The organism is Blastococcus sp. SYSU D00820, from assembly GCF_054050695.1.
On the sequence record NZ_JBJGZW010000009.1, the window covers coordinates 46,470 to 65,027 of the forward strand.

The 18,558-nt window shown below is 75.3% G+C and carries 19 protein-coding genes; 12 read left to right on the plus strand and 7 right to left on the minus strand.

What is annotated here, in order from left to right; genetic code table 11:
• Window positions 1-18: 18 nt before the first annotated feature.
• Together ACI79R_RS11640 and glf are read right to left on the minus strand one after the other, a co-directional pair.
• Window positions 19-1,953, minus strand: coding sequence for a glycosyltransferase (locus tag ACI79R_RS11640; protein ID WP_456573782.1), 1,935 nt, complete (start codon window positions 1,951-1,953; stop codon window positions 19-21).
• A gap of 18 nt (window positions 1,954-1,971) precedes the next feature.
• Complete coding sequence (gene glf / locus ACI79R_RS11645; protein ID WP_456573783.1) at window positions 1,972-3,159, minus strand: UDP-galactopyranose mutase; 1,188 nt, start codon at window positions 3,157-3,159, stop codon at window positions 1,972-1,974.
• 177 nt (window positions 3,160-3,336) lie between these two features.
• Between glf and ACI79R_RS11650 the strand changes: the two genes are divergently transcribed.
• From ACI79R_RS11650 to ACI79R_RS11665, 4 genes are all read left to right on the plus strand, one after another.
• On the plus strand, window positions 3,337-4,308 hold the full coding sequence (locus ACI79R_RS11650) for a glycosyltransferase family 2 protein (RefSeq protein ID WP_456573784.1): 972 nt from the start codon (window positions 3,337-3,339) through the stop codon (window positions 4,306-4,308).
• A gap of 2 nt (window positions 4,309-4,310) precedes the next feature.
• Complete coding sequence (locus tag ACI79R_RS11655) at window positions 4,311-5,408, plus strand: mannose-1-phosphate guanylyltransferase (protein WP_456573785.1); 1,098 nt, start codon at window positions 4,311-4,313, stop codon at window positions 5,406-5,408.
• A gap of 25 nt (window positions 5,409-5,433) precedes the next feature.
• Entirely contained in the window at window positions 5,434-6,204 is a 771-nt protein-coding gene (locus ACI79R_RS11660; protein WP_456573786.1) for an SDR family NAD(P)-dependent oxidoreductase, read from the plus strand.
• A 94-nt stretch (window positions 6,205-6,298) separates the two neighbouring features.
• Window positions 6,299-7,258 (plus strand): DNA-3-methyladenine glycosylase family protein, encoded by a 960-nt coding sequence (locus ACI79R_RS11665; RefSeq protein WP_456573787.1) that lies wholly within the window; start codon window positions 6,299-6,301, stop codon window positions 7,256-7,258.
• Between the two features lie 112 nt (window positions 7,259-7,370).
• Here ACI79R_RS11665 and rfbA read toward each other — a convergent pair whose 3' ends face one another.
• From rfbA to cofD, 3 genes are read right to left on the minus strand one after another with little or no spacing between them, the layout of a single operon-like run.
• Window positions 7,371-8,243: a glucose-1-phosphate thymidylyltransferase RfbA gene (gene rfbA / locus ACI79R_RS11670; RefSeq protein WP_456573788.1), complete on the minus strand. Its 873-nt coding sequence runs from the start codon at window positions 8,241-8,243 to the stop codon at window positions 7,371-7,373.
• Between the two features lie 28 nt (window positions 8,244-8,271).
• Entirely contained in the window at window positions 8,272-9,336 is a 1,065-nt protein-coding gene (locus ACI79R_RS11675) for a coenzyme F420-0:L-glutamate ligase (protein ID WP_456573789.1), read from the minus strand.
• Window positions 9,329-10,279: a 2-phospho-L-lactate transferase gene (gene cofD / locus ACI79R_RS11680; RefSeq protein ID WP_456573790.1), complete on the minus strand. Its 951-nt coding sequence runs from the start codon at window positions 10,277-10,279 to the stop codon at window positions 9,329-9,331. The genes ACI79R_RS11675 and cofD overlap by 8 nt, the downstream gene beginning before the upstream one ends.
• A 343-nt stretch (window positions 10,280-10,622) precedes the next feature.
• Between cofD and ACI79R_RS11685 the strand changes: the two genes are divergently transcribed.
• Entirely contained in the window at window positions 10,623-10,862 is a 240-nt protein-coding gene (locus ACI79R_RS11685; protein WP_456573898.1) for a WhiB family transcriptional regulator, read from the plus strand.
• A gap of 77 nt (window positions 10,863-10,939) precedes the next feature.
• Entirely contained in the window at window positions 10,940-11,749 is an 810-nt protein-coding gene (locus ACI79R_RS11690) for a hypothetical protein (protein WP_456573791.1), read from the plus strand.
• On the opposite strand, the gene ACI79R_RS11695 is transcribed toward ACI79R_RS11690, so the two are convergent.
• Window positions 11,724-12,755 (minus strand): hypothetical protein, encoded by a 1,032-nt coding sequence (locus tag ACI79R_RS11695; RefSeq protein ID WP_456573792.1) that lies wholly within the window; start codon window positions 12,753-12,755, stop codon window positions 11,724-11,726. The genes ACI79R_RS11690 and ACI79R_RS11695 overlap by 26 nt on opposite strands.
• 70 nt (window positions 12,756-12,825) lie before the next feature.
• Between ACI79R_RS11695 and ACI79R_RS11700 the strand changes: the two genes are divergently transcribed.
• Entirely contained in the window at window positions 12,826-13,725 is a 900-nt protein-coding gene (locus tag ACI79R_RS11700; protein WP_456573793.1) for a phosphotransferase, read from the plus strand.
• A gap of 6 nt (window positions 13,726-13,731) precedes the next feature.
• Here the strand turns inward: ACI79R_RS11700 and ACI79R_RS11705 are convergent, their stop codons facing one another.
• On the minus strand, window positions 13,732-14,196 hold the full coding sequence (locus ACI79R_RS11705; RefSeq protein WP_456573794.1) for a metallopeptidase family protein: 465 nt from the start codon (window positions 14,194-14,196) through the stop codon (window positions 13,732-13,734).
• Between the two features lie 178 nt (window positions 14,197-14,374).
• Between ACI79R_RS11705 and ACI79R_RS11710 the strand changes: the two genes are divergently transcribed.
• The 5 genes from ACI79R_RS11710 to ACI79R_RS11730 all read left to right on the plus strand — a co-directional run bounded on the left by ACI79R_RS11710 (window position 14,375) and on the right by ACI79R_RS11730 (window position 18,558).
• Complete coding sequence (locus ACI79R_RS11710) at window positions 14,375-14,725, plus strand: DUF3499 domain-containing protein (protein ID WP_456573795.1); 351 nt, start codon at window positions 14,375-14,377, stop codon at window positions 14,723-14,725.
• A gap of 90 nt (window positions 14,726-14,815) precedes the next feature.
• Window positions 14,816-16,180, plus strand: a complete 1,365-nt coding sequence (locus tag ACI79R_RS11715; RefSeq protein ID WP_456573796.1) for a phosphomannomutase/phosphoglucomutase — start codon at window positions 14,816-14,818, stop codon at window positions 16,178-16,180.
• A complete protein-coding gene (locus ACI79R_RS11720) occupies window positions 16,177-16,389 on the plus strand; it encodes a Trm112 family protein (RefSeq protein ID WP_456573797.1) in 213 nt (70 codons plus the stop codon). Before ACI79R_RS11715 ends, ACI79R_RS11720 begins: the two co-directional genes overlap by 4 nt.
• Window positions 16,386-17,531, plus strand: coding sequence for an SIS domain-containing protein (locus ACI79R_RS11725; protein ID WP_456573798.1), 1,146 nt, complete (start codon window positions 16,386-16,388; stop codon window positions 17,529-17,531). The genes ACI79R_RS11720 and ACI79R_RS11725 overlap by 4 nt, the downstream gene beginning before the upstream one ends.
• 82 nt (window positions 17,532-17,613) lie before the next feature.
• Window positions 17,614-18,558 carry a DUF808 domain-containing protein gene (locus tag ACI79R_RS11730; RefSeq protein ID WP_456573799.1) on the plus strand — a complete coding sequence of 315 codons (945 nt, stop codon included), beginning with the start codon at window positions 17,614-17,616 and terminating at the stop codon, window positions 18,556-18,558.

Consider the following 18,558-nt stretch of genomic DNA (forward strand, 5'->3'; position numbering starts at 1 on the left):
TCTGTGTCGCGTCCTCGCTCAGGCGCCGAACACCTTGCGCCACGACTCGCGGCCGACGAGCTCGGGCTGGGCCTGCTTGTAGGCCTTCCGCATGGCCGGGAACCGGCGGTAGAGCTCCCACTGCAGCCGCAGCGAGCGGCCCAGCAGCCCCCAGAACAGGCGCGGGTCGCGGCGCCGGTAGGTGACGCCGCGGCCGTCGGCGGTGCCCACGGTGGCGCTGTCGAGCCGGGCCAGCAGGAACCACCGGGCGTCCTGCGCCGCCACGTTGAGCTGCGGCACGTTCTCGTGGCCCCGGGTGGGGAAGAGGTTGTGCGCCAGCGCGCCGGCCAGCGTGCGCCCGATGGTCACCGGGTTCGTGGGCGGCTTCATCATCCGCTCGGCCTTGACCGGGCTCATCGTGGGCAGGGGCAGGTCCTGGGTGGACTTGAGCACCCGGCCGTCGTCGAACTCGCTCTGCTGGGCACGGACCTCGGGGAGGGCCTGCGGCAGCAGCTCGAACAGCCGCTCCGGGCCGGCGAGGAAGTCCTCGTAGGCCCGCTGGTGCAGCGCGGTGGCGGAGTACTGCAGCATGATCAGGTACTTCAGGTCCCACTTGAACAGGTCGCGCAGCAGCGAGCCCCCGTGCCGGTAGGGCGAGTGCAGCGCGGCCACGATCAGCCGGTTGCGCCAGTGGAAGTAGGCCTGCCAGTCGGCCGTGTCGTCCTTGTCCGACCACGACAGGTGCCAGATCGCGACGCCGGGCAGCGTCACGGTCGGGTAGCCCGCCTTGTTCGCGCGCAGGCCGTACTCGGCGTCGTCCCACTTGATGAAGACCGGCAGCGGGAGGCCGATCTCCTCGGCCACCGACCGGGGGATCATGCACATCCACCAGCCGTTGTAGTCCACGTCGATCCGGCGGTGCAGCTCGGCGGACTCCCGGAGGTTCTCCTCGCTGAAGTCGTGCCCGTAGGAGGTGTTCGGGGCGTTCCGCCAGAAGAACTTCTCCTGCTCGACGACCTCGCCCATGCTGTGCAGCACCGAGCGGTTCTGCAGCGCCAGCATCTGGCCGCCGACCAGGGTGAGCTGCGTGGTGAACTGGGAGAAGCTCAGGGCGCGGGCGACGCTGTCGGGCTCGATGAGGATGTCGTCGTCGAGGAAGACGTGGTGGGTCGCGTCGGTGTGCTCGAGCATCTCGTACATCGTGCGGGCGAAGCCGCCGCTGCCCCCGAGGTTGCCCTGCTCCACCAGGCTCAGCCGGTCGCCCAGCTGCGCGGCGACGTCGCCGAAGCGGGGGGCGTCCTTGACCTTCTTGTTGCCCTGGTCGGCGACGATGACGTTGCTGACCCGGCTGATCACGTGCTCGTCGCCGGCCAGCGCCTCCAGCGCGGCGACGCAGTCGGTCGGCCGGTTGTAGGTGCAGATGCCGATCGACAGCCGGCCCTCGCGCAGTGGCTCGCGGTCGGCGTACCAGCCCGCCGCGCGGACCTCGACCTCCTCGTCGGCGGTCACGTCGAACCAGTACCAGCCGCCGTCGGTGAAGGGCGCGAGCTCCAGCTCGAACTCCACGGGGCCGCCCGTGCCGTCGGTCGGGGCCCCGGTGACGTGCATGATCTCGCCGCTGGCCTTGGACCGGTAGACGTCCAGCCGGCAGCGGCCGGTCACCTCGACCCGCAGGATCACGTTCTCCAGCGGGGTCCAGCGGCGCCAGTAGCTGGCGGGGAAGGCGTTGAAGTAGGTCGCGAACGACAGCTCGCGGCCCTGGGGGACGACGGCGGTGGCCCGGTCGGGGCAGTGCACCCGCCCGGAGGTCTCGTCCAGGTACAGGGTGCGCAGCTTCAGCGGGTCACCCTGACGCGGCATGAGGACCCGCTGCAGCAGGGTGGTCGCCCGGCTCGCGGTGAGGTCGGAGGCGACGGGCTCGCTGACCCGCTCCGGGGAGGTGGGGTTCTGGTCGATCGGGGTGGTGGTGGTCACCGGGGTGTCCTCGCTGTCTCAGTCGTCGAGACGGCCGTCGAGCGCGCCGCCCTGGTCGAAGAAGGGTCGGATGCGGTTGTCGAACATGCTCAGCGCCGACCCGATGGCCATGTGCATGTCCAGGTACTTGTAGGTGCCCAGCCGGCCGCCGAAGAGCACACGCTTGTCCGCGGCCTCCTTCTTGGCCAGCTCCCGGTAGCGCTCCAGCTTCGCGCGGTCCTCGGGGGTGTTGATCGGGTAGTACGGCTCGTCGCCGGTCTCGGCGAAGCGCGAGTACTCCCGGACCACCACGGTCTTGTCGGTCGGGTAGGACCGCTCCGGGTGGAAGTGCCGGAACTCGTGGATCCGGGTGAAGGGGACGTCCTCGTCGGCGTAGTTCATGACCGAGGTGCCCTGGAAGTCGCCGATCGGCAGCACCTCGGTCTCGAAGTCCAGCGTGCGCCAGCCCAGCTCGCCGGCCTCGTAGTCGAAGTACTTGTCGATGGGGCCGGTGAAGACGGTGGGGACGTCGGTGGGCAGCTCGTCCCGGACCTCGAAGTAGTCGGTGGACAGCCGCACCTCGATGTTCGGGTGGTCGGCCATCCGCTGCAGCCAGGCGGTGTACCCGTCGACCGGCAGGCCCTCGTAGGTGTCGTTGAAGTACCGGTTGTCGAAGGTGTAGCGCACCGGCAGCCGCGCGATGACCGCGGCGGGCAGCTCGGTGGGGTCGGTCTGCCACTGCTTCTTGGTGTAGCCGCGGATGAAGGCCTCGTACAGCGGGCGGCCGATCAGCGAGATCGCCTTCTCCTCGAGGTTCTTGGCCTCGGCGGTGTCGAACTCGGCGGCCTGCTCGGCGACGAGCGCGCGGGCCTCGTCGGGGGAGTAGCTCTTGCCGAAGTACTGGCAGATCGTCGCCAGGTTCATCGGCAGCGAGTACGTCTGCCCCTGGTAGATCGAGTACACCTTGTGCTGGTAGTTCGTGAACTCGGTGAACTGGTTGACGTACTGCCAGACCCGCTCGTTCGACGTGTGGAACAGGTGCGCGCCGTAGCGGTGGATCTCGATCCCGGTCTGGGGCTCGGGCTCGGAGTAGGCGTTGCCCCCGATGTGGTCGCGGCGGTCGAGGACAAGCACCCGCTTGTCCAGCTGGCTGGCCACTCGTTCGGCGACCGTCAAGCCGAAGAAGCCGGAGCCGACGATGACGAGGTCAGGGCTGGCGGAAGTCACGCCTGGCGACGATACCGTCGCGTGACCTGGCGAACCGGGTCATCGCGGGAGCGTCGGGCATTCCGTGACGAATCGGTCCCCCTCGCGTCACACGCGTCCCAGGAGGTCCCAGCCGGCCCGGCCGGCCGCCTCCCCGGCGGTCCGGGGCCCGCGCCGCGGCGCCTCTACAGTGCCGGTGTGGCGCCCGACGAACGCACCGTCCCCCTGCGCGTGGTGGCGGTGACCTACTCACCCGGCGAGGCGCTCGAGGGCTTCGTCGAGTCGCTGGCCCTCGCCACCACCCGGCCGGTGGAGATCGTGCTGGCCGACAACGGCTCGACCGACGGCGCCCCCGAGCGCGCCGCGGCGGCGCATCCGCACGTGCGGCTGCTGCGCACCGGCGGCAACGTCGGCTACGGGGCGGCGGTCAACGCGGGGCTCGCCGGGCGGACCGAGGGGTACGCGCTGGTGGCCAATCCCGACGTCCGCTTCGAGCCCGGCTCGGTCGACGAGCTGATCGAGGTCGCGCAGCGGTGGCCGCGGGCGGCCACGGTCGGCCCCGCGATCCGCACGCCCGAGGGCGAGCTCTACCCCTCGGCCCGCGACCTGCCGCAGCTGTCCACCGGGGCCGGGCACGCCGTGTTCGGCTGGATCTGGCCGAGCAACCCCTGGACGGCGCGCTACCGCCGCGAGCGGGAGGCGCCGCGGGAGCGGCCGGCCGGCTGGCTGTCGGGCTCCTGCCTGCTGGTGGACCTCGCGGCGTTCTGGTCCGTCGGCGGCTTCGACCCCGGCTACTTCATGTACTTCGAGGACGTCGACCTCGCCGCCCGCCTCGGCCGGGCCGGCTGGCTGCACGTCTACGCGCCCACGGCGGTGGTCGTGCACGAGGGCGGGCACGCCACCCGCCGGGAGCCGCACCGGATGGCCCGGGTGCACCACACCAGCGCGATGCGCTACCTCGCCGCCCAGTACCCGCGCCGGGTGCAGGCGCCGCTGCGGGGGGCGTTCCGCGCCGGGCTCGGGGCCCGGATGCTGGTCTCCTACGTCAGCGGCCGGGTGGCCGCCGGTGCGCCGTTCCAGCGCCGCGCCGACGACGTCGGGCGGGCCCGCGTGCCGGGCGCGGCGAAGCTGGTGCGCTCCGGCGGCGCCGGCCGCCGCGGCCGGGGCTGACCGTGCGGCACGCGGTGGTGATGGCCGGGGGCTCCGGCACGCGGCTGTGGCCGCTGTCGCGGGCCGGCCGGCCCAAGCAGCTGCTCGACGTGGTCGCCGACGGGGACGGCGGCTCGCACAGCCTGCTGGCCGAGGCGTTCGCCCGGCTGGAGACGGTGCTCCCGGCCGAGCGGATCTGGGTGTGCACCGCCGCCCGCTACGGCGCGCAGGTGCAGGCGGCGCTGCCGGCGCTGCACCCCGACCGGCTGGTGCTCGAGCCGGTGGCCCGCGACACCGCCAACGCCGTCGGGCTCACCGCCGCGCTGGTCGCCGACGTCGACCCCGACGCCGAGCTCGCGGTGGTCAGCGCCGACCACGTCATCCGCCCGGTCGACCGGTTCGCCGCCACCCTGCGCACCGCCTACGACGCGCTGGCCGCCCGGCCGCGGGCGCTGGTCACCCTCGGCATCCGGCCCACCGCCCCCGCGACGGGCTTCGGCTACGTGCAGCGCGGCGCGCCGACGGAGGTGCCCGGCGTCGCCGAGGCCGCCGCCTTCCGGGAGAAGCCCGACCTCGCGACCGCGCAGGCCTACCTCGACTCCGGGGACTTCCTCTGGAACTCCGGCATGTTCGTGTGGCGGGCGCGCACCGTGCTCGACGCGCTGGCCGAGCACCTGCCGGCCTCGGCCGAGGGGCTGGCGCGGGTGGTCGCCGCCCCGGCCGGCCCCCGGCGCGACGCCGTCCTCGCCGAGGTGTTCCCGACGCTGCCGAGGATCAGCGTCGACTACGCCGTCCTCGAGCCGGCCGCGCGGGAGCCGGGCCGGGTGCTGGTGGCCGACCTCGACGTCGACTGGCTCGACGTCGGGTCGTGGCCGGCGCTGGCCTCGACGCTGGAGCGGGTGGGGGAGGACGCCGTCCGCGGGCTGGCGGTCAGCCTCGACGGCGCGGGCAACATCGTGTTCAGCGACGACCCCGCGCACCTGGTGGCGCTGGTCGGCGTCCGGGACAGCGTCGTGGTGCACACCGCGGACGTGACGATGGTCTGCCCGGTCGCCGAGGCCGAGCGGGTCAAGCAGCTGCTCGCCGCGGTCGAGGCCGCGCACGGCCCGCGCTTCTCGTGACCGCCGTGCGGGATAGCTTCCGGCCATGAAGAACTACGACGTCGCCGCTGTCGTCTCCGGAGGGGCCTCGGGCCTCGGCGCGGCCACCACCCGCGCGCTGGCCGCGCGGGGTGCGGCCGTGACGATCCTCGACCTGAACGAGGAGCTGGGTTCCGCGCTGGCCGCCGAGCTCGGCGGGCACACCACCTTCGTCCGCACCGACGTCACCGACGAGGCCTCGGTGCAGGCGGCCGTCGAGGAGGCCACCGGCAAGGACCGGCCGCTGCGGATCGCGGTGAACTGCGCCGGCATCGGCTGGGCCCAGCGCACCGTCGGCAAGGGCAACCAGCCGCACGACCTGGACCCCTTCGTCCGCACGGTCATGGTGAACCTGGTCGGCACGTTCAACGTCCTGCGGCTGGCCGCGGCCGCCATGGCCGCCACCGAGCCGGGCGAGGACGGCGAGCGCGGCGTGGTCGTCAACACCGCCTCGATCGCCGCCTACGACGGCCAGATCGGGCAGGTCGCCTACTCCGCCTCGAAGGGTGGCATCGTGGGCCTGACCCTGCCGGCGGCGCGGGACCTCGCCAGCGTCGGCGTCCGGGTCTGCACGATCGCCCCCGGGCTGGTCGACACGCCGCTGCTGGGCAGCCTCCCCGAGGAGGCCCGCACGGCGCTGTCGTCCGGCATCCCGTTCCCGCAGCGGCTGGGCCGGCCCGACGACTTCGCCGAGCTGGCTCTCGACATCGTCGAGCACGGCTACCTCAACGGCGAGGTCATCCGCATGGACGGCGCCCTGCGGATGGCCCCCCGCTGACGCCCCGGGGGGGGCCCCCCCCCCGGCGCGGCCCCCCCCCCCCCCCCCCCCCCCCCCCCCCCCCGCCCGCACCTCTCGCACAGGAGCACCACCGGTGAGCACGACCACTCTTCCCCGACCGGTCCCCGCCGCCGGCCCGCCGCCCGCCTACGCGGCGTCCTTCCGGCCCGACTGGCCGCTGGACCTGCGGCGGACGCTGTCGGTGCACCTGCGCGGCACCGGTGACCCCACGCTGCGGTTCGCCGAGGACGGCGTCTGGCGGGTCACGACGACGCCGGAGGGGCCGGCGACCGTGCGGATCACCGCCCGCGACGGCGAGGTGGCGATCAGCGCCTGGGGCCCCGGTGCGGCGTGGGCGGGCTCCCGGGTGCCCGGCTGGCTCGGGGCCGACGACCGCCCCGGCGACCTCGACCCCGGCGGCCACCCGCTGGTCGCCCGGCTGCACCGCACCAGCCCCTGGCTGCGGCTGGGGCGCACCGGGCGCACCTGGGACTCGCTGGTGCCCGCCGTCCTCGAGCAGAAGGTGACCACCACCGAGGCGCACCGCGTCTGGCGGGCGCTGCTGCGGCTGGCCGGGGAGCCCGCGCCCGGCCCCGCGCCCGAGGGCATGCGGGTGCCGCCGTCACCGCGCCGGCTGCTCGACGTCACCGACTGGGAGTGGCACCGCTGCGGCCTGGACGGCGCCCGGCGCCGTGCCCTGCGCGCGGTCACCTCGGTGGCCGAGCGGATGGAGCCGGCGGAGGCGCCGGACTCCGCGAGCCTGTCGCGCCGGCTGCGCACCGTGCCCGGCATCGGCGTCTGGACGGCGGCCGAGGTGGTGCAACGCGTCTTCGGCTGCCCCGACACGGTCAGCTACGGCGACTACCACCTGAAGAACCAGGTGGGGTTCGCGCTCTCCGGCGCCGCCCGCACCGACGACGACGGGATGATGGCGCTGCTGGAGCCCTGGCGCGGGCAGCGGCAGCGGGTGGTGCGGCTGCTGCTGGCCGGGGGAGTGGCGCGGGCGCCGCGGTTCGGGCCGCGGAACGCGCCGACCGACCACCGCCGCATCTAGGGTCCGCCGCCCAGACGATCAGGGTCCCTGGTCGTCCGTGGTCCTCCCGGGCCGTGGGACGCCGGGGAGGACCCCACACGATCAGGTTCCCTGATCATGTGGGGACGCCCGCTCAGAAGGCGCCGTCCTCCAGCAGGCCGAGCAGGTAGGCGCCGTAGCCGCTCTTGGCCAGCGGCTCGGCGGCGGCGCGCAGCCCGTCGTCGGACAGCCACCCCTGCCGCCAGGCGACCTCCTCGATGCAGCCGATCTTCAGGCCCTGGCGTTCCTCGACGACGGAGACGAACTCCGTGGCCTGGCGCAGCGAGGCGAAGGTGCCGGTGTCCAGCCAGGCGGTGCCGCGGTCGAGCACGGTGACGGTGAGCCGGCCCTGGTGCAGGTAGTGCTCGTTGACCGCGGTGATCTCCAGCTCGCCGCGCGCGCTGGGGGTGATGCCGCGGGCGACGTCGACCACACCGGCCTCGTAGAAGTACAGCCCCGGGACGGCGTAGGAGGACTTGGGCCGGGCGGGCTTCTCCTCGATCGACAGCACCCGGCGGTCGCCGTCGAACTCCACGACGCCGTAGTCCTGCGGGTTGGCCACGTGGTAGGCGAACACGTGCCCGCCGTCGGGGTCGGGCAGCCGGCCCAGGGCGGTGCCCAGGCCCGCGCCGTAGAAGATGTTGTCGCCGAGCACGAGGGCGACCGAGTCGCCGCCGATGAAGTCCGCGCCGATGAGGAAGGCCTGGGCCAGCCCCTCGGGCCGCTCCTGGACGGCGTAGTCGATCCGCATGCCCAGCCGGCTGCCGTCGCCCAGCAGCGCGCGGAACGCGGCCTGGTCGCCCGGGGTGGTGATGACCAGCACCTCGCGGACGCCGGCCATCATCAGCGTCGACAGCGGGTAGTAGACCATCGGCTTGTCGTAGACCGGCATCAGCTGCTTGCTGACCGCCTGCGTGATCGGGAACAGGCGGCTGCCCGTGCCCCCGGCCAGGATGATCCCTCGCATGAGCTGCGACGTTACCGACGTCCGCGGCTCAGACGTGCTCGGAGCCGAGCCACAACCTCCCGACGAGTGAGGTGCCGCCCGGGGTGCCCACCGGCTCCCAGCGGGTGGTCCACCCCTCGGCGTGCAGCTGCACCACGACCGCGCCGATCAGCGCGCCGGCGTTGACCGCGGCGGTGACGGTGGCCCGCTCGGGCAGGTGCACGTCGACGACGCCGTCGTCCTCCCCGCCGTAGCGGAGCACGACCGGGAACTCCGGCAGCGCCGCGGTCGCCACCCGGAACGCCTCGGCGACGGCCTCCCGCTCGCCGGCGCGGGGCACCAGGTCGGTGCCGGGCCGCCGCGAGCCGACCAGGTCGCGCGTGCCGTACTGGAACAGGTCGCCGGCACCCAGCCGCACCAGCGGCCGGGTGCCCGGGTCCTCCGCGGTGCGGGGGAAGGGCAGCCCGCGGACCACCGCCACCGGGACGGCGGCGAGCTTGCCCTTCACCAGGTCCGCCGCGGCGGCCAGCTCGTCGACGACGGCGATCTGGGTGGTCTCCAGCCGGTTGCCGTGCGCGTCGACGTCCCCGCGGTGGTCGACGAGGGCGGGGATGCCGGCCGAGCCGACGGCGACGTCGGTCAGCCCCTCCCGCCAGGCCCGGCCGAAGGTGTCGCTGACCACGACCGCGACGTCGATCCCGAGGAGGTCGCGCAGCCGGGCCCGCAGCGCGCGGGCCGAGGCGTCGGCGTCGGCGGGCAGCAGCACCAGGACGTCGCCCGGGGCGTTGGAGGCGTCGATGCCTGCGGCGGCGACCACCCAGCCGTGCCGGGTCTCGACGATGCGCAGCGGGCCGCGGCGGGCGACCACCCGCACCGCCTCGCCGTCGATGGCGCGCTGGCGGGCGGCCTCGCGGTCCTCCCCGGGCGCGACCCGGACCAGGTTGCCCTCCACCTTGGAGACGACCTTGGAGGTGACGACGACGACGTCGCCGTCGGCCAGCCAGGGCGCGGCGCCGGCGATCGCACCGGCCAGGTCGTCGCCGGGGGAGAACTCGGGCAGCCCTGCGACCGGCAGGACGGAGATGCCCGCCGGGGGCTCCTGCGGGCTAGGCACCGGCGGCCTCCAGGGCGGCGCGGGCGAGGGCCGCGGTGGCGTCGGGGTCGCTCATCAGGAGCGGCACCTGGCGGACGTCGACCCCCGGCACGTCCGCCGGGTCGCCGGGCGCGACCAGCCAGGCGTCGAGCAGGCCGCCGGCGGACCGCGCCCCGTAGTGCCGGCCGACGCCCTCCGCGCTCACCTCCACGCCCACGACCGGCAGGCAGCGGTCGGCCATGCCGCGGACGACGTCGCCGCCGACGATCGGCGAGACGCCGACGATCCGCCCCGGCGTGGCCAGCAGCGCCTCGCGCATGCCGGGCACGCCCAGCACGGTGCCGACCGAGACGACGGGGTTGGACGGGGCGATCAGCACCGCGTCGGCGGCGGCGAACGCCTCGGCCACGCCGGGGGCCGGGCGCGCGGCATCCACACCCACCTGCACGAACGCCGAGGCGGGCAGGCCGGCCCGGTGGCGGACCCACCACTCCTGGAAGTGGATGGCCTGCTGCCGGCCGGACTCCGGATCGGCGACCACGACGTGGGTCTCGACCCGCTGGTCGGTCATCGGCAGCAGCTCCACCCCCGGCTGCCAGCGCTCCGCGAGGGCGGCGGTGACCTGGGAGAGGGGGTAGCCGGCGTCGAGCATCCGGGTGCGGATCAGGTGCGTGGCGATGTCGCGGTCGCCGAGGCCGAACCAGGTCGGCTCCGCGCCGTAGGCGGTGAGCTCGTCCTTGACCACCCACGACTCGCCGGCCAGGCCCCAGCCGCGCTCGGCGTCGACCGCTCCGCCGAGGGTGTACATGACCGAGTCGAGGTCGGGACAGATCCGCAGCCCGTGCATCGTGACGTCGTCGCCGGTGTTCACCACGGCGGTGATCGATTGCGGCGGCGTGACCGCACGGAGTCCGGTGAGGAACCGGGCGCCACCGATGCCACCGGCGAGCACGACGATCTGCACGAAAGTCAGTCTGCCCGATGGGCACTTGTCGACTGTTCGCCCGGCGTGTCGCGAGCCGGAACGAGAACTGACGAACGATCTGTGACGCGTGGGGCTCCTGTGGTCAATCGGTTACACCATGCGAAGTTGACGGTCACCCAACGACACGCGTGTAATTCCCGCGGTGTCATCGAGTGCAGCGCGGTCCGGGGACCTCCCGGGGAACGCGCACCGGGACGAGAGCGAGAGGGGACGCATCGTCATGGCAGAGGTGTCGTGGTTGAGCGATTACGTGAGCGCGTCCGAGCGGACGCCGGACCGGGGGACCGTCGCGTCCACCCCGGAGTTCGGCAGCCTGCTCGGCATGGCGTTCGGCGACGACGACGCCCAGTCGTGGCAGGAGCGCGCCCTGTGCGCCGAGACCGACCCGGAGGCGTTCTTCCCCGAGAAGGGCGGCTCCACCCGCGAGGCGAAGAAGATCTGCACCGGCTGCGAGGTCAAGGCCGAGTGCCTGGAGTACGCGCTGGCCAACGACGAGCGCTTCGGCATCTGGGGCGGGCTCTCCGAGCGCGAGCGGCGCCGCCTGCGCCGCCGGGCGATGTGACCGCTTGACCCTCGCGCCACCCCCCTCCACCACAGCCGTCGACGGATCCCGTCGGCGGCTGTGGTCGTATGGAGGACGTGCGGACACGGGTGGCCACCGGCCGGGCCCGGGTGGTCCGCGAGCTCCGGGCGGCCGCACCCCTCGCGGCGCGGCTGCGGGCACCGGTCCCCGCCCGCGCGCCCTGGCTGACCGCCGTCCTCAACGGCACCGCCGCCCGCCCGGTCGCCGTCGTGGTGGAGGAGCGCCTCGGCGGGCCGCCGGCCGGGCTGGCCGTGCTCGACGTCCGCACCGGGCCGCACGTGACCGCGACGCTGCTCGGGTCGGCCGTTCCCGCCCCGCCCGGCCGGCCGCCGGCCCGCCTGCTGGCCCGGGACGACGAGGCCGCCGGACTGCTGGCCGACGGGCTGCTCGGCCTGTTCGCCGGCCTGCGCCGGCCGTGGACGCTGCGGCTCGGCGGCCTGCCCATGGGCGACCCGACCCTGCGCGCGCTGGGCCGCCGCCGTCCCGACGCAGCGTTCGGCAACGCGCGCAGCAGCCGGCTGGTCGACGCCCTCGACACCCTGGACCGCCCGGTGCACCGCACCCGCGATCCCCGCGAGCTGGAGCGCCGGCTGCCCGAGCTCCTGGACCGCGAGCCCGATCGCCGGGCCCGGCCGTTCCTGCGCGCCGCCGCGCGGCTGCACGCGGCGATCGGCCAGCTCGAGGTCGCCGTCGTCCCGGACGGCGCGCGGACGGGGGCACTGCTGCTCACCCTGGTCGACGGCGCCGACCGGCAGCCGTGGTGGGGCAGCAGCGCGATCGGCGGGCTGACGCGGGAGATGGGCGCCCCGGTGGTCGACCTGACCGTGGCGACCGGCTGGCTCAGCCGGCCCCGCGCACCGCGCTGAGCGCCGGGTCCGCCAGCGCCTCGGCCCGCTCGGTGCCGAGGAAGACCGTGCCGGCGGCCGGCGCCCAGCCGTCGCGAGCCCGGCCGGCCGGCGTCACGGTGAGCGTGAGGGCGTACACGCGGCCGGTGTAGACCGGCTCGGTGCCGGCCGGGTCGGTGTAGGTGGGGAACCGGCCGGTCAGCCGCAGCCCGCCGTCCGCCCGCTCGGCGGTCAGCTGGGGGCTGGGCAGGTCGGCCCACTCGGTCGGGCCGGGCACGCAGCCGGCGGCGACCGGATCGGCCGGTGCGGCGGTGCCCAGGCAGTTCCAGGTGGGCAGCCGCAGGTGGGCCAGCGCGGTGCCGTCGCCGGCGACCGTGACGCTCAGGCCGGGATAGGTGACGGTGACGCCGACCGCGCGCCGTTCCAGCACCAGCCCCCCGAACGCCAGCCGCGCGGTGGTGCCGTCCTCGCCCACGGGCACCGAGCGCATCGCCAGGGCGCCGGCGCCGGTCTCGCCGGGGAGCGGGTCGACCGGGACGCCGGGCAGCGGCTCCGGCGGGGCGGCGGCGGACCCGCCGGCCTGGGCCGTGGCGCCCGGCGTCCGCGAGGAGGTCGCGGACGGCGTGGCGGACTCGTCGGCGGACGGGCGCAGCACGATGGCGACCAGGGCCAGCAGCGCGATGAGCACCAGCGCCGCGGCCACCATCGCGGCCACGACCCGGCCGGTGCCCGCCGCTGCCGGTTCCTCGTCGGCGGGTGGTGCGGACGGCCGCGGTGAGGGCGCCGGCCCGGCCTCGGCCTCCGCGCCCGGGGTGCCCGGCGGGAACGCGAGGAACCCCGGCAGGTCGTCCTCGGCGAACGCCGGGGCGGAGCCGCTCACCCCCGCCTCCGCCGGCGGCTCCGCGGCTGCCCGGCCCGCGCCGCGCGCCCGCCGGGCGCCCACCCGCATGCCGGCGAGGACGGCCAGGACCAGCAGGACGACCCCCAGCACGATCCAGGGCGCGGCGGCACCGGGGGAGACGTCCATCGCGGTCAGCATCCCAGGGGCCCTCCGGCGGCCGGTCGTCTCCGTGCGGAGCCGTCCCCAGGCTGCGACGATGCCCGGGATGGACGTCAGCGGGTCGAGCCGGGTCGACGGTGCCGTGCGCGGCCGGGTCGCCGCGCTGCTCACCGAGCTCGGCGTCGACGCGCCGCTGCTCACCGTGGTCGACCAGTCGGCCCGGCTGGGCACCGTCGCCGGCGTGCTCGCCGACCGGGTGGTGGACCTGGCGGTCACCGAGAGCGGCCGCCGCCGGCTGCGCGCCGAGCTGCGCGGGCGCCGATGGGCCGAGGAGCGCCAGATCGGCGTCCCGGAGGTGCTGGCCGCCGCCGACGACGGCCGGTGGCTGCTCTCCCGCCGGGTGCACCCCGGGCCGACCGGCGGCCCGGACTGGACCGACGCGGCCGTCGACGCCGCCGTCCGCATCGCCCCGCTGCCGGCCCCGCCGGGCGCCCCGTGGCAGCCGGCCGGCGGGCCGGCGCTGCGCCGCGCGCGCTCGTCGGTGGAGAACGCCGGCCGGCTGCTGCGCGCGGGCATCCGGCTGGGGGAGCTGCGCGCGGTCCGGGCCGCGGCGGCGCAGCTGCCGCTCTCGGAGGTCACCCACGGCGACCTGCGCGCCGCGAACGCCGTCCTGGACGCCGACGGCCGGCTGGTCGTGCTCGAGTGGACCGGCGTGCGGGCCGGCCCGCGGCACCGCGACCTGCTGACCCTCTGGGCCAGCACGCCGGACGAGGAGGACCGCGGCCAGATCGCCGACGTCGTGCTCGAGCGCACCGCCGGCTGGGAGCAGCCCGACGTCGGCCTGCTCTGGCACGCCGTCGCCCTGGAGCAGATGGTCGCCCGGGTCACCCGCCCCGACCGCGGTGACGGGCTGGACGTCGCGGCCTGCCGGGCGCGGCTGGCCGAGGCCCGCAGCCGGGCGGCCGAGCTCGGCTCGCCGGTGCCGACGCGCGGCTAGGTACGGCTAGGCCGGGTCGATCTCCTCCGGGTCGCGGCCCAGCAGCACCGCCACCTGGTCGACGACGACGTCGCGGACGAGGTCGGCGAGGTCGTCGCGGTCGTGCGCGCGGATCTCCAGCGGACGCCGGTAGACCACGATCCGGGCCGGCACGTCGCGGCCGTCCTCCCGGTGCGCGGGCAGTACCCGGGCCAGCGGGACCGTGCCGTCGTCGAGCACGTCGGCGTCCAGCACCACCTCGTCGGGGCTGGTGTGGTCGACCCACGGGACGTCCTCGACGGCGAACTCCACCCCGGCCAGCTCCCGCTCCCAGCGGCGCTCGAGGTCCTCGACGGCGTCGAGCACGAGGTCGTCGAACTGCTCGGCGCGGCTGCGGGCCAGCGGCAGCTCCGCGGGCACCAGGCGCCCGCGCAGCCCGCGGCCGTGCCGGTCGCGGCGGGAGCGGGCGGGGCGTCGGGCGGATCGGCTCATCGAAGCGCAGGGTACGGCGCCGCGACACGCCCCGTGGCGGTGCGCGTGCCCCGTGCCGTGGCCGGCGGGGGAGTCGTGCAGGATGTGACGGACCGGCCCGGCGGGCCGACATTCCTCCGCGTGCCTGCTCCCATCGACGCCGCCGCGCGTCTACTGTGCCGTTCGTGAGGAACCGGTGGTGAGGCAGTCACGTCGCTGCTCGCGCAGCGGCTGCGCGCAACCGGCAGCGGCGACCCTGACCTACGTCTACGCGGAGTCGACCGCTGTCGTGGGTCCGCTGGCGACCTTCTCGGAGCCGCACAGCTACGACCTCTGCGAGTTCCACGCCGAGCGGCTGACCGTGCCGCGGGGCTGGGAGGTCGTCCGGCACGAGATCGACGTCGAGGACGCCGGCCCGACCGGCGACGACCTGCTGGCCCTGGCCGACGCCGTCCGCGAGGCCGCCCGGCCCGAGCCCCCGCGCGACCCGGCCGACGACGGCCGCGGCACCCGCCGGGGCCACCTGCGGGTCCTGCCCGACATCCCCTAGGCGACACCGCATCTCGTCGGCCCGCCTGCAGGGCCCCGCTGCGAGCGCGCGAGCAGTGGGGGGCAGGAGGGTCCTTATAGTGTGCTCGTCGTGAGCGACCTGTCCGCGCTGATCAAGGCGTACGACGTCCGTGGCGTCGTGCCCGACGAGTGGGACGAGGGTGTCGCCCGCCGGATCGGCGCCGCCTTCGCCGAGTTCGTGGCCCAGGAGAGCGGCGCGACCGCGATCGTCACCGCGCACGACATGCGCGAGTCCTCGGTGCCGCTCTCGCGGGCCTTCGCCGAGGGTGTGCTGTCCCGGGGCGTGGACGTCGTCGAGGCGGGCCTGGGCTCCACCGACCTGCTCTACTTCGCCGCCGGCTCCCTCGGCGTCCCCGGTGCGATGTTCACCGCCAGCCACAACCCGGCGCAGTACAACGGCATCAAGCTGTGCCGCGCGGGCGCCGCGCCCGTGGGCCAGGAGTCGGGGCTGGTCACGATCCGCGAGTGGGCCGAGGCCGACCGCTACGACCGCGTGCCGGCCCGCACCGCCGGGATCGCCCAGCGCGACCTGCTCCCGGACTACGCCGCCCACCTGCGCTCGCTGGTCGACCTGTCCGGCATCCGCCCGCTGCGGGTGGTCGTCGACGCGGGCAACGGCATGGGCGGGCACACCGTCCCCGTCGTCCTCGACGGCCTGCCGCTGGAGGTCGTGCCGCTGTACTTCGAGCTCGACGGCTCCTTCCCCAACCACGAGGCCAACCCGCTCGACCCGGCCAACCTGGTCGACCTGCAGGCCGCGGTCCGCGAGCACGGCGCCGACATCGGCCTGGCCTTCGACGGCGACGCCGACCGGGTGTTCGTCGTCGACGAGCGCGGCGAGCCGGTGAGCCCCTCGGCGATCACCGCGCTGGTCGCCGTCCGCGAGCTGGCCAAGGGCCGCGGCGACACGGTGATCCACAACCTGATCACCTCGCGGGCGGTCCCCGAGATCGTCCGCGAGCACGGCGGCACCCCGGTGCGCACGCGGGTGGGGCACTCGTTCATCAAGGCCGAGATGGCCCGCACCGACGCCGTCTTCGGCGGCGAGCACTCCGCGCACTACTACTTCCGCGACTTCTGGCGTGCCGACACCGGCATGCTGGCCGCCATGCACGTGCTGGCCGCCCTGGGCGAGCAGAGCCGGCCGCTGTCGGAGCTGACCGCCGCCTACAGCCGCTACGCCGCCTCCGGGGAGATCAACTCCACGGTGGACGACGCCGCGGCCCGCTCCGCCGAGGTGCGCGCGGCCTACGCCGACGCCGAGGGCGTCATGATCGACGAGCTGGACGGGCTGACCGTCACCCTCCCCGACGGCTCGTGGTTCAACCTGCGGGCCAGCAACACCGAACCGCTGCTGCGGCTCAACGTCGAGGCACCCGACGCGGCGCGGATGGCCGAGCTGAGGGACCGAGTACTGGAGATGGTGCGCGCATGAGCAACTCCCACGAGGGCGGTCCCCTGGGGCTGGACCCCACACTGCTGGCGATCCTCGCCTGCCCCGACACCCACCACAGCCCGCTCACCGTGGACGAGGAGACCTCGGAGCTGGTCTGCCCGACCTGCGAGAGGGCCTTCCCCGTCCGCGACGGCATCCCGGTGCTGCTGCTGGACGAGGCGCGTCAGCGGGGGACCGCGGGCGCATGACCTCACCGGAGCTGGCCGAGGAGGTCCTCGACGACCTCGACGTGCTGCGCGCCCGCGACCCCCGCGGGCTGCTGCCCGCGGTCGCCGGTGCCGGCGCCCAGGTGCGCGAGACCGCCCGCCTGACCGACGAGGCCGACCTGAGCCGGGTCACCGAGGGCGGCCGGCCGCGCGGCCTGGTGATCGTGGCCCGCCGCGAGGGCGCCGTGGCCGCGTCGGTGCTGCGCGCGTTGCTCGGCCCCTCCAGCCCGGTGACCGTGGACGTCGTCCCCGGGCCGGACCTGCCGGTGTGGACCGGGCCGACCGACATCACCGTCGTCGCCACCCGCACCGGGGCCGGGCGCTACGCCGTCGCGCCGGCCTACGAGGCGGCCCGCCGCGGGGTGACCCTGCTGGGCATCGGGGCCGACGACGCGCCGCTGCGCGCGGCCTGCTCCACCGCCCGCGCGCCCTACGTGCCGCTGCCGCGCTCGCGGGTGCGGCACACCACGCTGTGGTCGCTGCTCACGCCGCTGCTGCGGCTGGCCAGCGGCCTGGGCCTGGTCTCCGCCGAGACGGCGGACCTCGACGCGATCGCCGACGCCCTGGACGACGTCGCGCGCGAGTGCGGGCCGGCGCAGGAGTCGTTCGTCAACCCGGCGAAGACCCTCGCCCTCGAGCTGCTCGACGCCCTGCCGGTGATCGCGGCGGAGGGCCCGCTGGCCGACACCGCGGCGATCCGCGCGGCCGACCAGCTGCAGACGCTGGCCGGCCTGCCGGTGACCACGTTCCGGCTGCCGGACCAGCGGGTGGCCGCCCGGGCGGTGCTGCGCGGGCCGCTGGCGCCCCAGGACGGCGCCGACGACTTCTTCCGCGACCGTGCGGAGGAGAGCGGCCGGCGGCTGCGGCTGCTGACTATCCGCGACACCGACGCCGGCGACCACGACGGCCACGGGGAGCGCGAGCCGCGGTCGGCCGGCGAGGCGATGTCCGAGCTGCTGCGCACGGCCGCCGCCGCCAACGTGCCCGTCAGCGGGCTCGCCGAGCACGGGGAGCCGGAACGGTACGGGCGCGTGGCCCGGCTGGCCCGGCAGCTGGCCGTCGCCGACTTCAGCGCGGTGTACCTGGCCCTCGCCCTGGACCACGAGCGCGCCCTGCCGGCGTGACCACCCGGTCGCGCGATCGACCGGGACGCACCACCATCAGACGGAGCGGCAGACCCATGCCGATCGACCCGGAGGAGCAGCCGTGGCCGGTGGACTCGTAGCCCTGTTCGACGACGTCGCCGTCCTGGCGCGTGCCGCCGCGGCGTCGGTGGACGACATCGGGGCGGCCGCCGCCCGGGCCAGCGCCAAGGCCGCGGGCGTCGTCGTCGACGACACGGCGGTGACCCCGCAGTACGTGCACGGCCTGGCCGCCGAGCGCGAGCTGCCGATCATCTGGCGCATCGCCAAGGGGTCGCTGCGCAACAAACTGCTGTTCATCCTCCCGGCGATCCTGCTGCTGAGCCAGTTCCTGCCGGTGCTGCTCACGCCACTGCTCATGGTCGGCGGCGCGTACCTCTGCTACGAGGGCGCCGAGAAGGTGTGGCACAAGATCCGCGGGCACTCCGATGGCCACGGCGCGGGCGAGGCCGCGGTGCCGGACGAGGACACGCTGGTCTCCGGCGCCGTGCGCACCGACTTCATCCTGTCCGCCGAGATCATGGTCATCTCGCTCAACGAGGTCGCCGCCGAGGCCTTCGTGGCCCGCGCGGCCACCCTGATCGTCGTCGCCATCGCCATCACCGCGCTGGTGTACGGCGTGGTCGCGCTCATCGTGAAGATGGACGACGTCGGCCTGAACCTGGCCGGCCGTTCCGGCAAGGCCGTCTCCGGGCTCGGCCGCGGCCTGGTCAAGGGGATGCCGCGGCTGCTGACGGCGCTGACCCTGGTCGGCACCATCGCGATGCTGTGGGTCGGTGGCCACATCCTGCTGGTCGGCCTCGACGAGCTGGGCGTGCACGCGCTCTACGGCGTCGTCCACCACCTGGAGGAGGCCGCGGCCGAGGCCACCGGCGCGCTCGGCGGGGTGGTCGGCTGGCTGGTGAACACCCTCGGCAGCGCGGTGTTCGGGCTGCTCGTCGGGGCCCTGGTCGTGCTGTTCATGAGCCTCACGTTCCACCGCAAGAAGGGCGCCGGCGCGGCACACTGA

Excerpts from the sequence above, each read along its gene's own strand:
- ACI79R_RS11685 (WP_456573898.1), top strand. The coding sequence starts at position 10,623 with ATGGCGTTCGGCGACGACGACGCCCAGTCGTGGCAGGAGCGCGCCCTG.
- ACI79R_RS11700 (WP_456573793.1), top strand. The coding sequence starts at position 12,826 with ATGCCCGGGATGGACGTCAGCGGGTCGAGCCGGGTCGACGGTGCCGTG.
- ACI79R_RS11725 (WP_456573798.1), top strand. The coding sequence starts at position 16,386 with ATGACCTCACCGGAGCTGGCCGAGGAGGTCCTCGACGACCTCGACGTG.
- ACI79R_RS11705 (WP_456573794.1), bottom strand. The coding sequence starts at position 14,196 with ATGAGCCGATCCGCCCGACGCCCCGCCCGCTCCCGCCGCGACCGGCAC.
- ACI79R_RS11720 (WP_456573797.1), top strand. The coding sequence starts at position 16,177 with ATGAGCAACTCCCACGAGGGCGGTCCCCTGGGGCTGGACCCCACACTG.
- ACI79R_RS11660 (WP_456573786.1), top strand. The coding sequence starts at position 5,434 with ATGAAGAACTACGACGTCGCCGCTGTCGTCTCCGGAGGGGCCTCGGGC.
- rfbA (WP_456573788.1), bottom strand. The coding sequence starts at position 8,243 with ATGCGAGGGATCATCCTGGCCGGGGGCACGGGCAGCCGCCTGTTCCCG.
- ACI79R_RS11695 (WP_456573792.1), bottom strand. The coding sequence starts at position 12,755 with ATGGACGTCTCCCCCGGTGCCGCCGCGCCCTGGATCGTGCTGGGGGTC.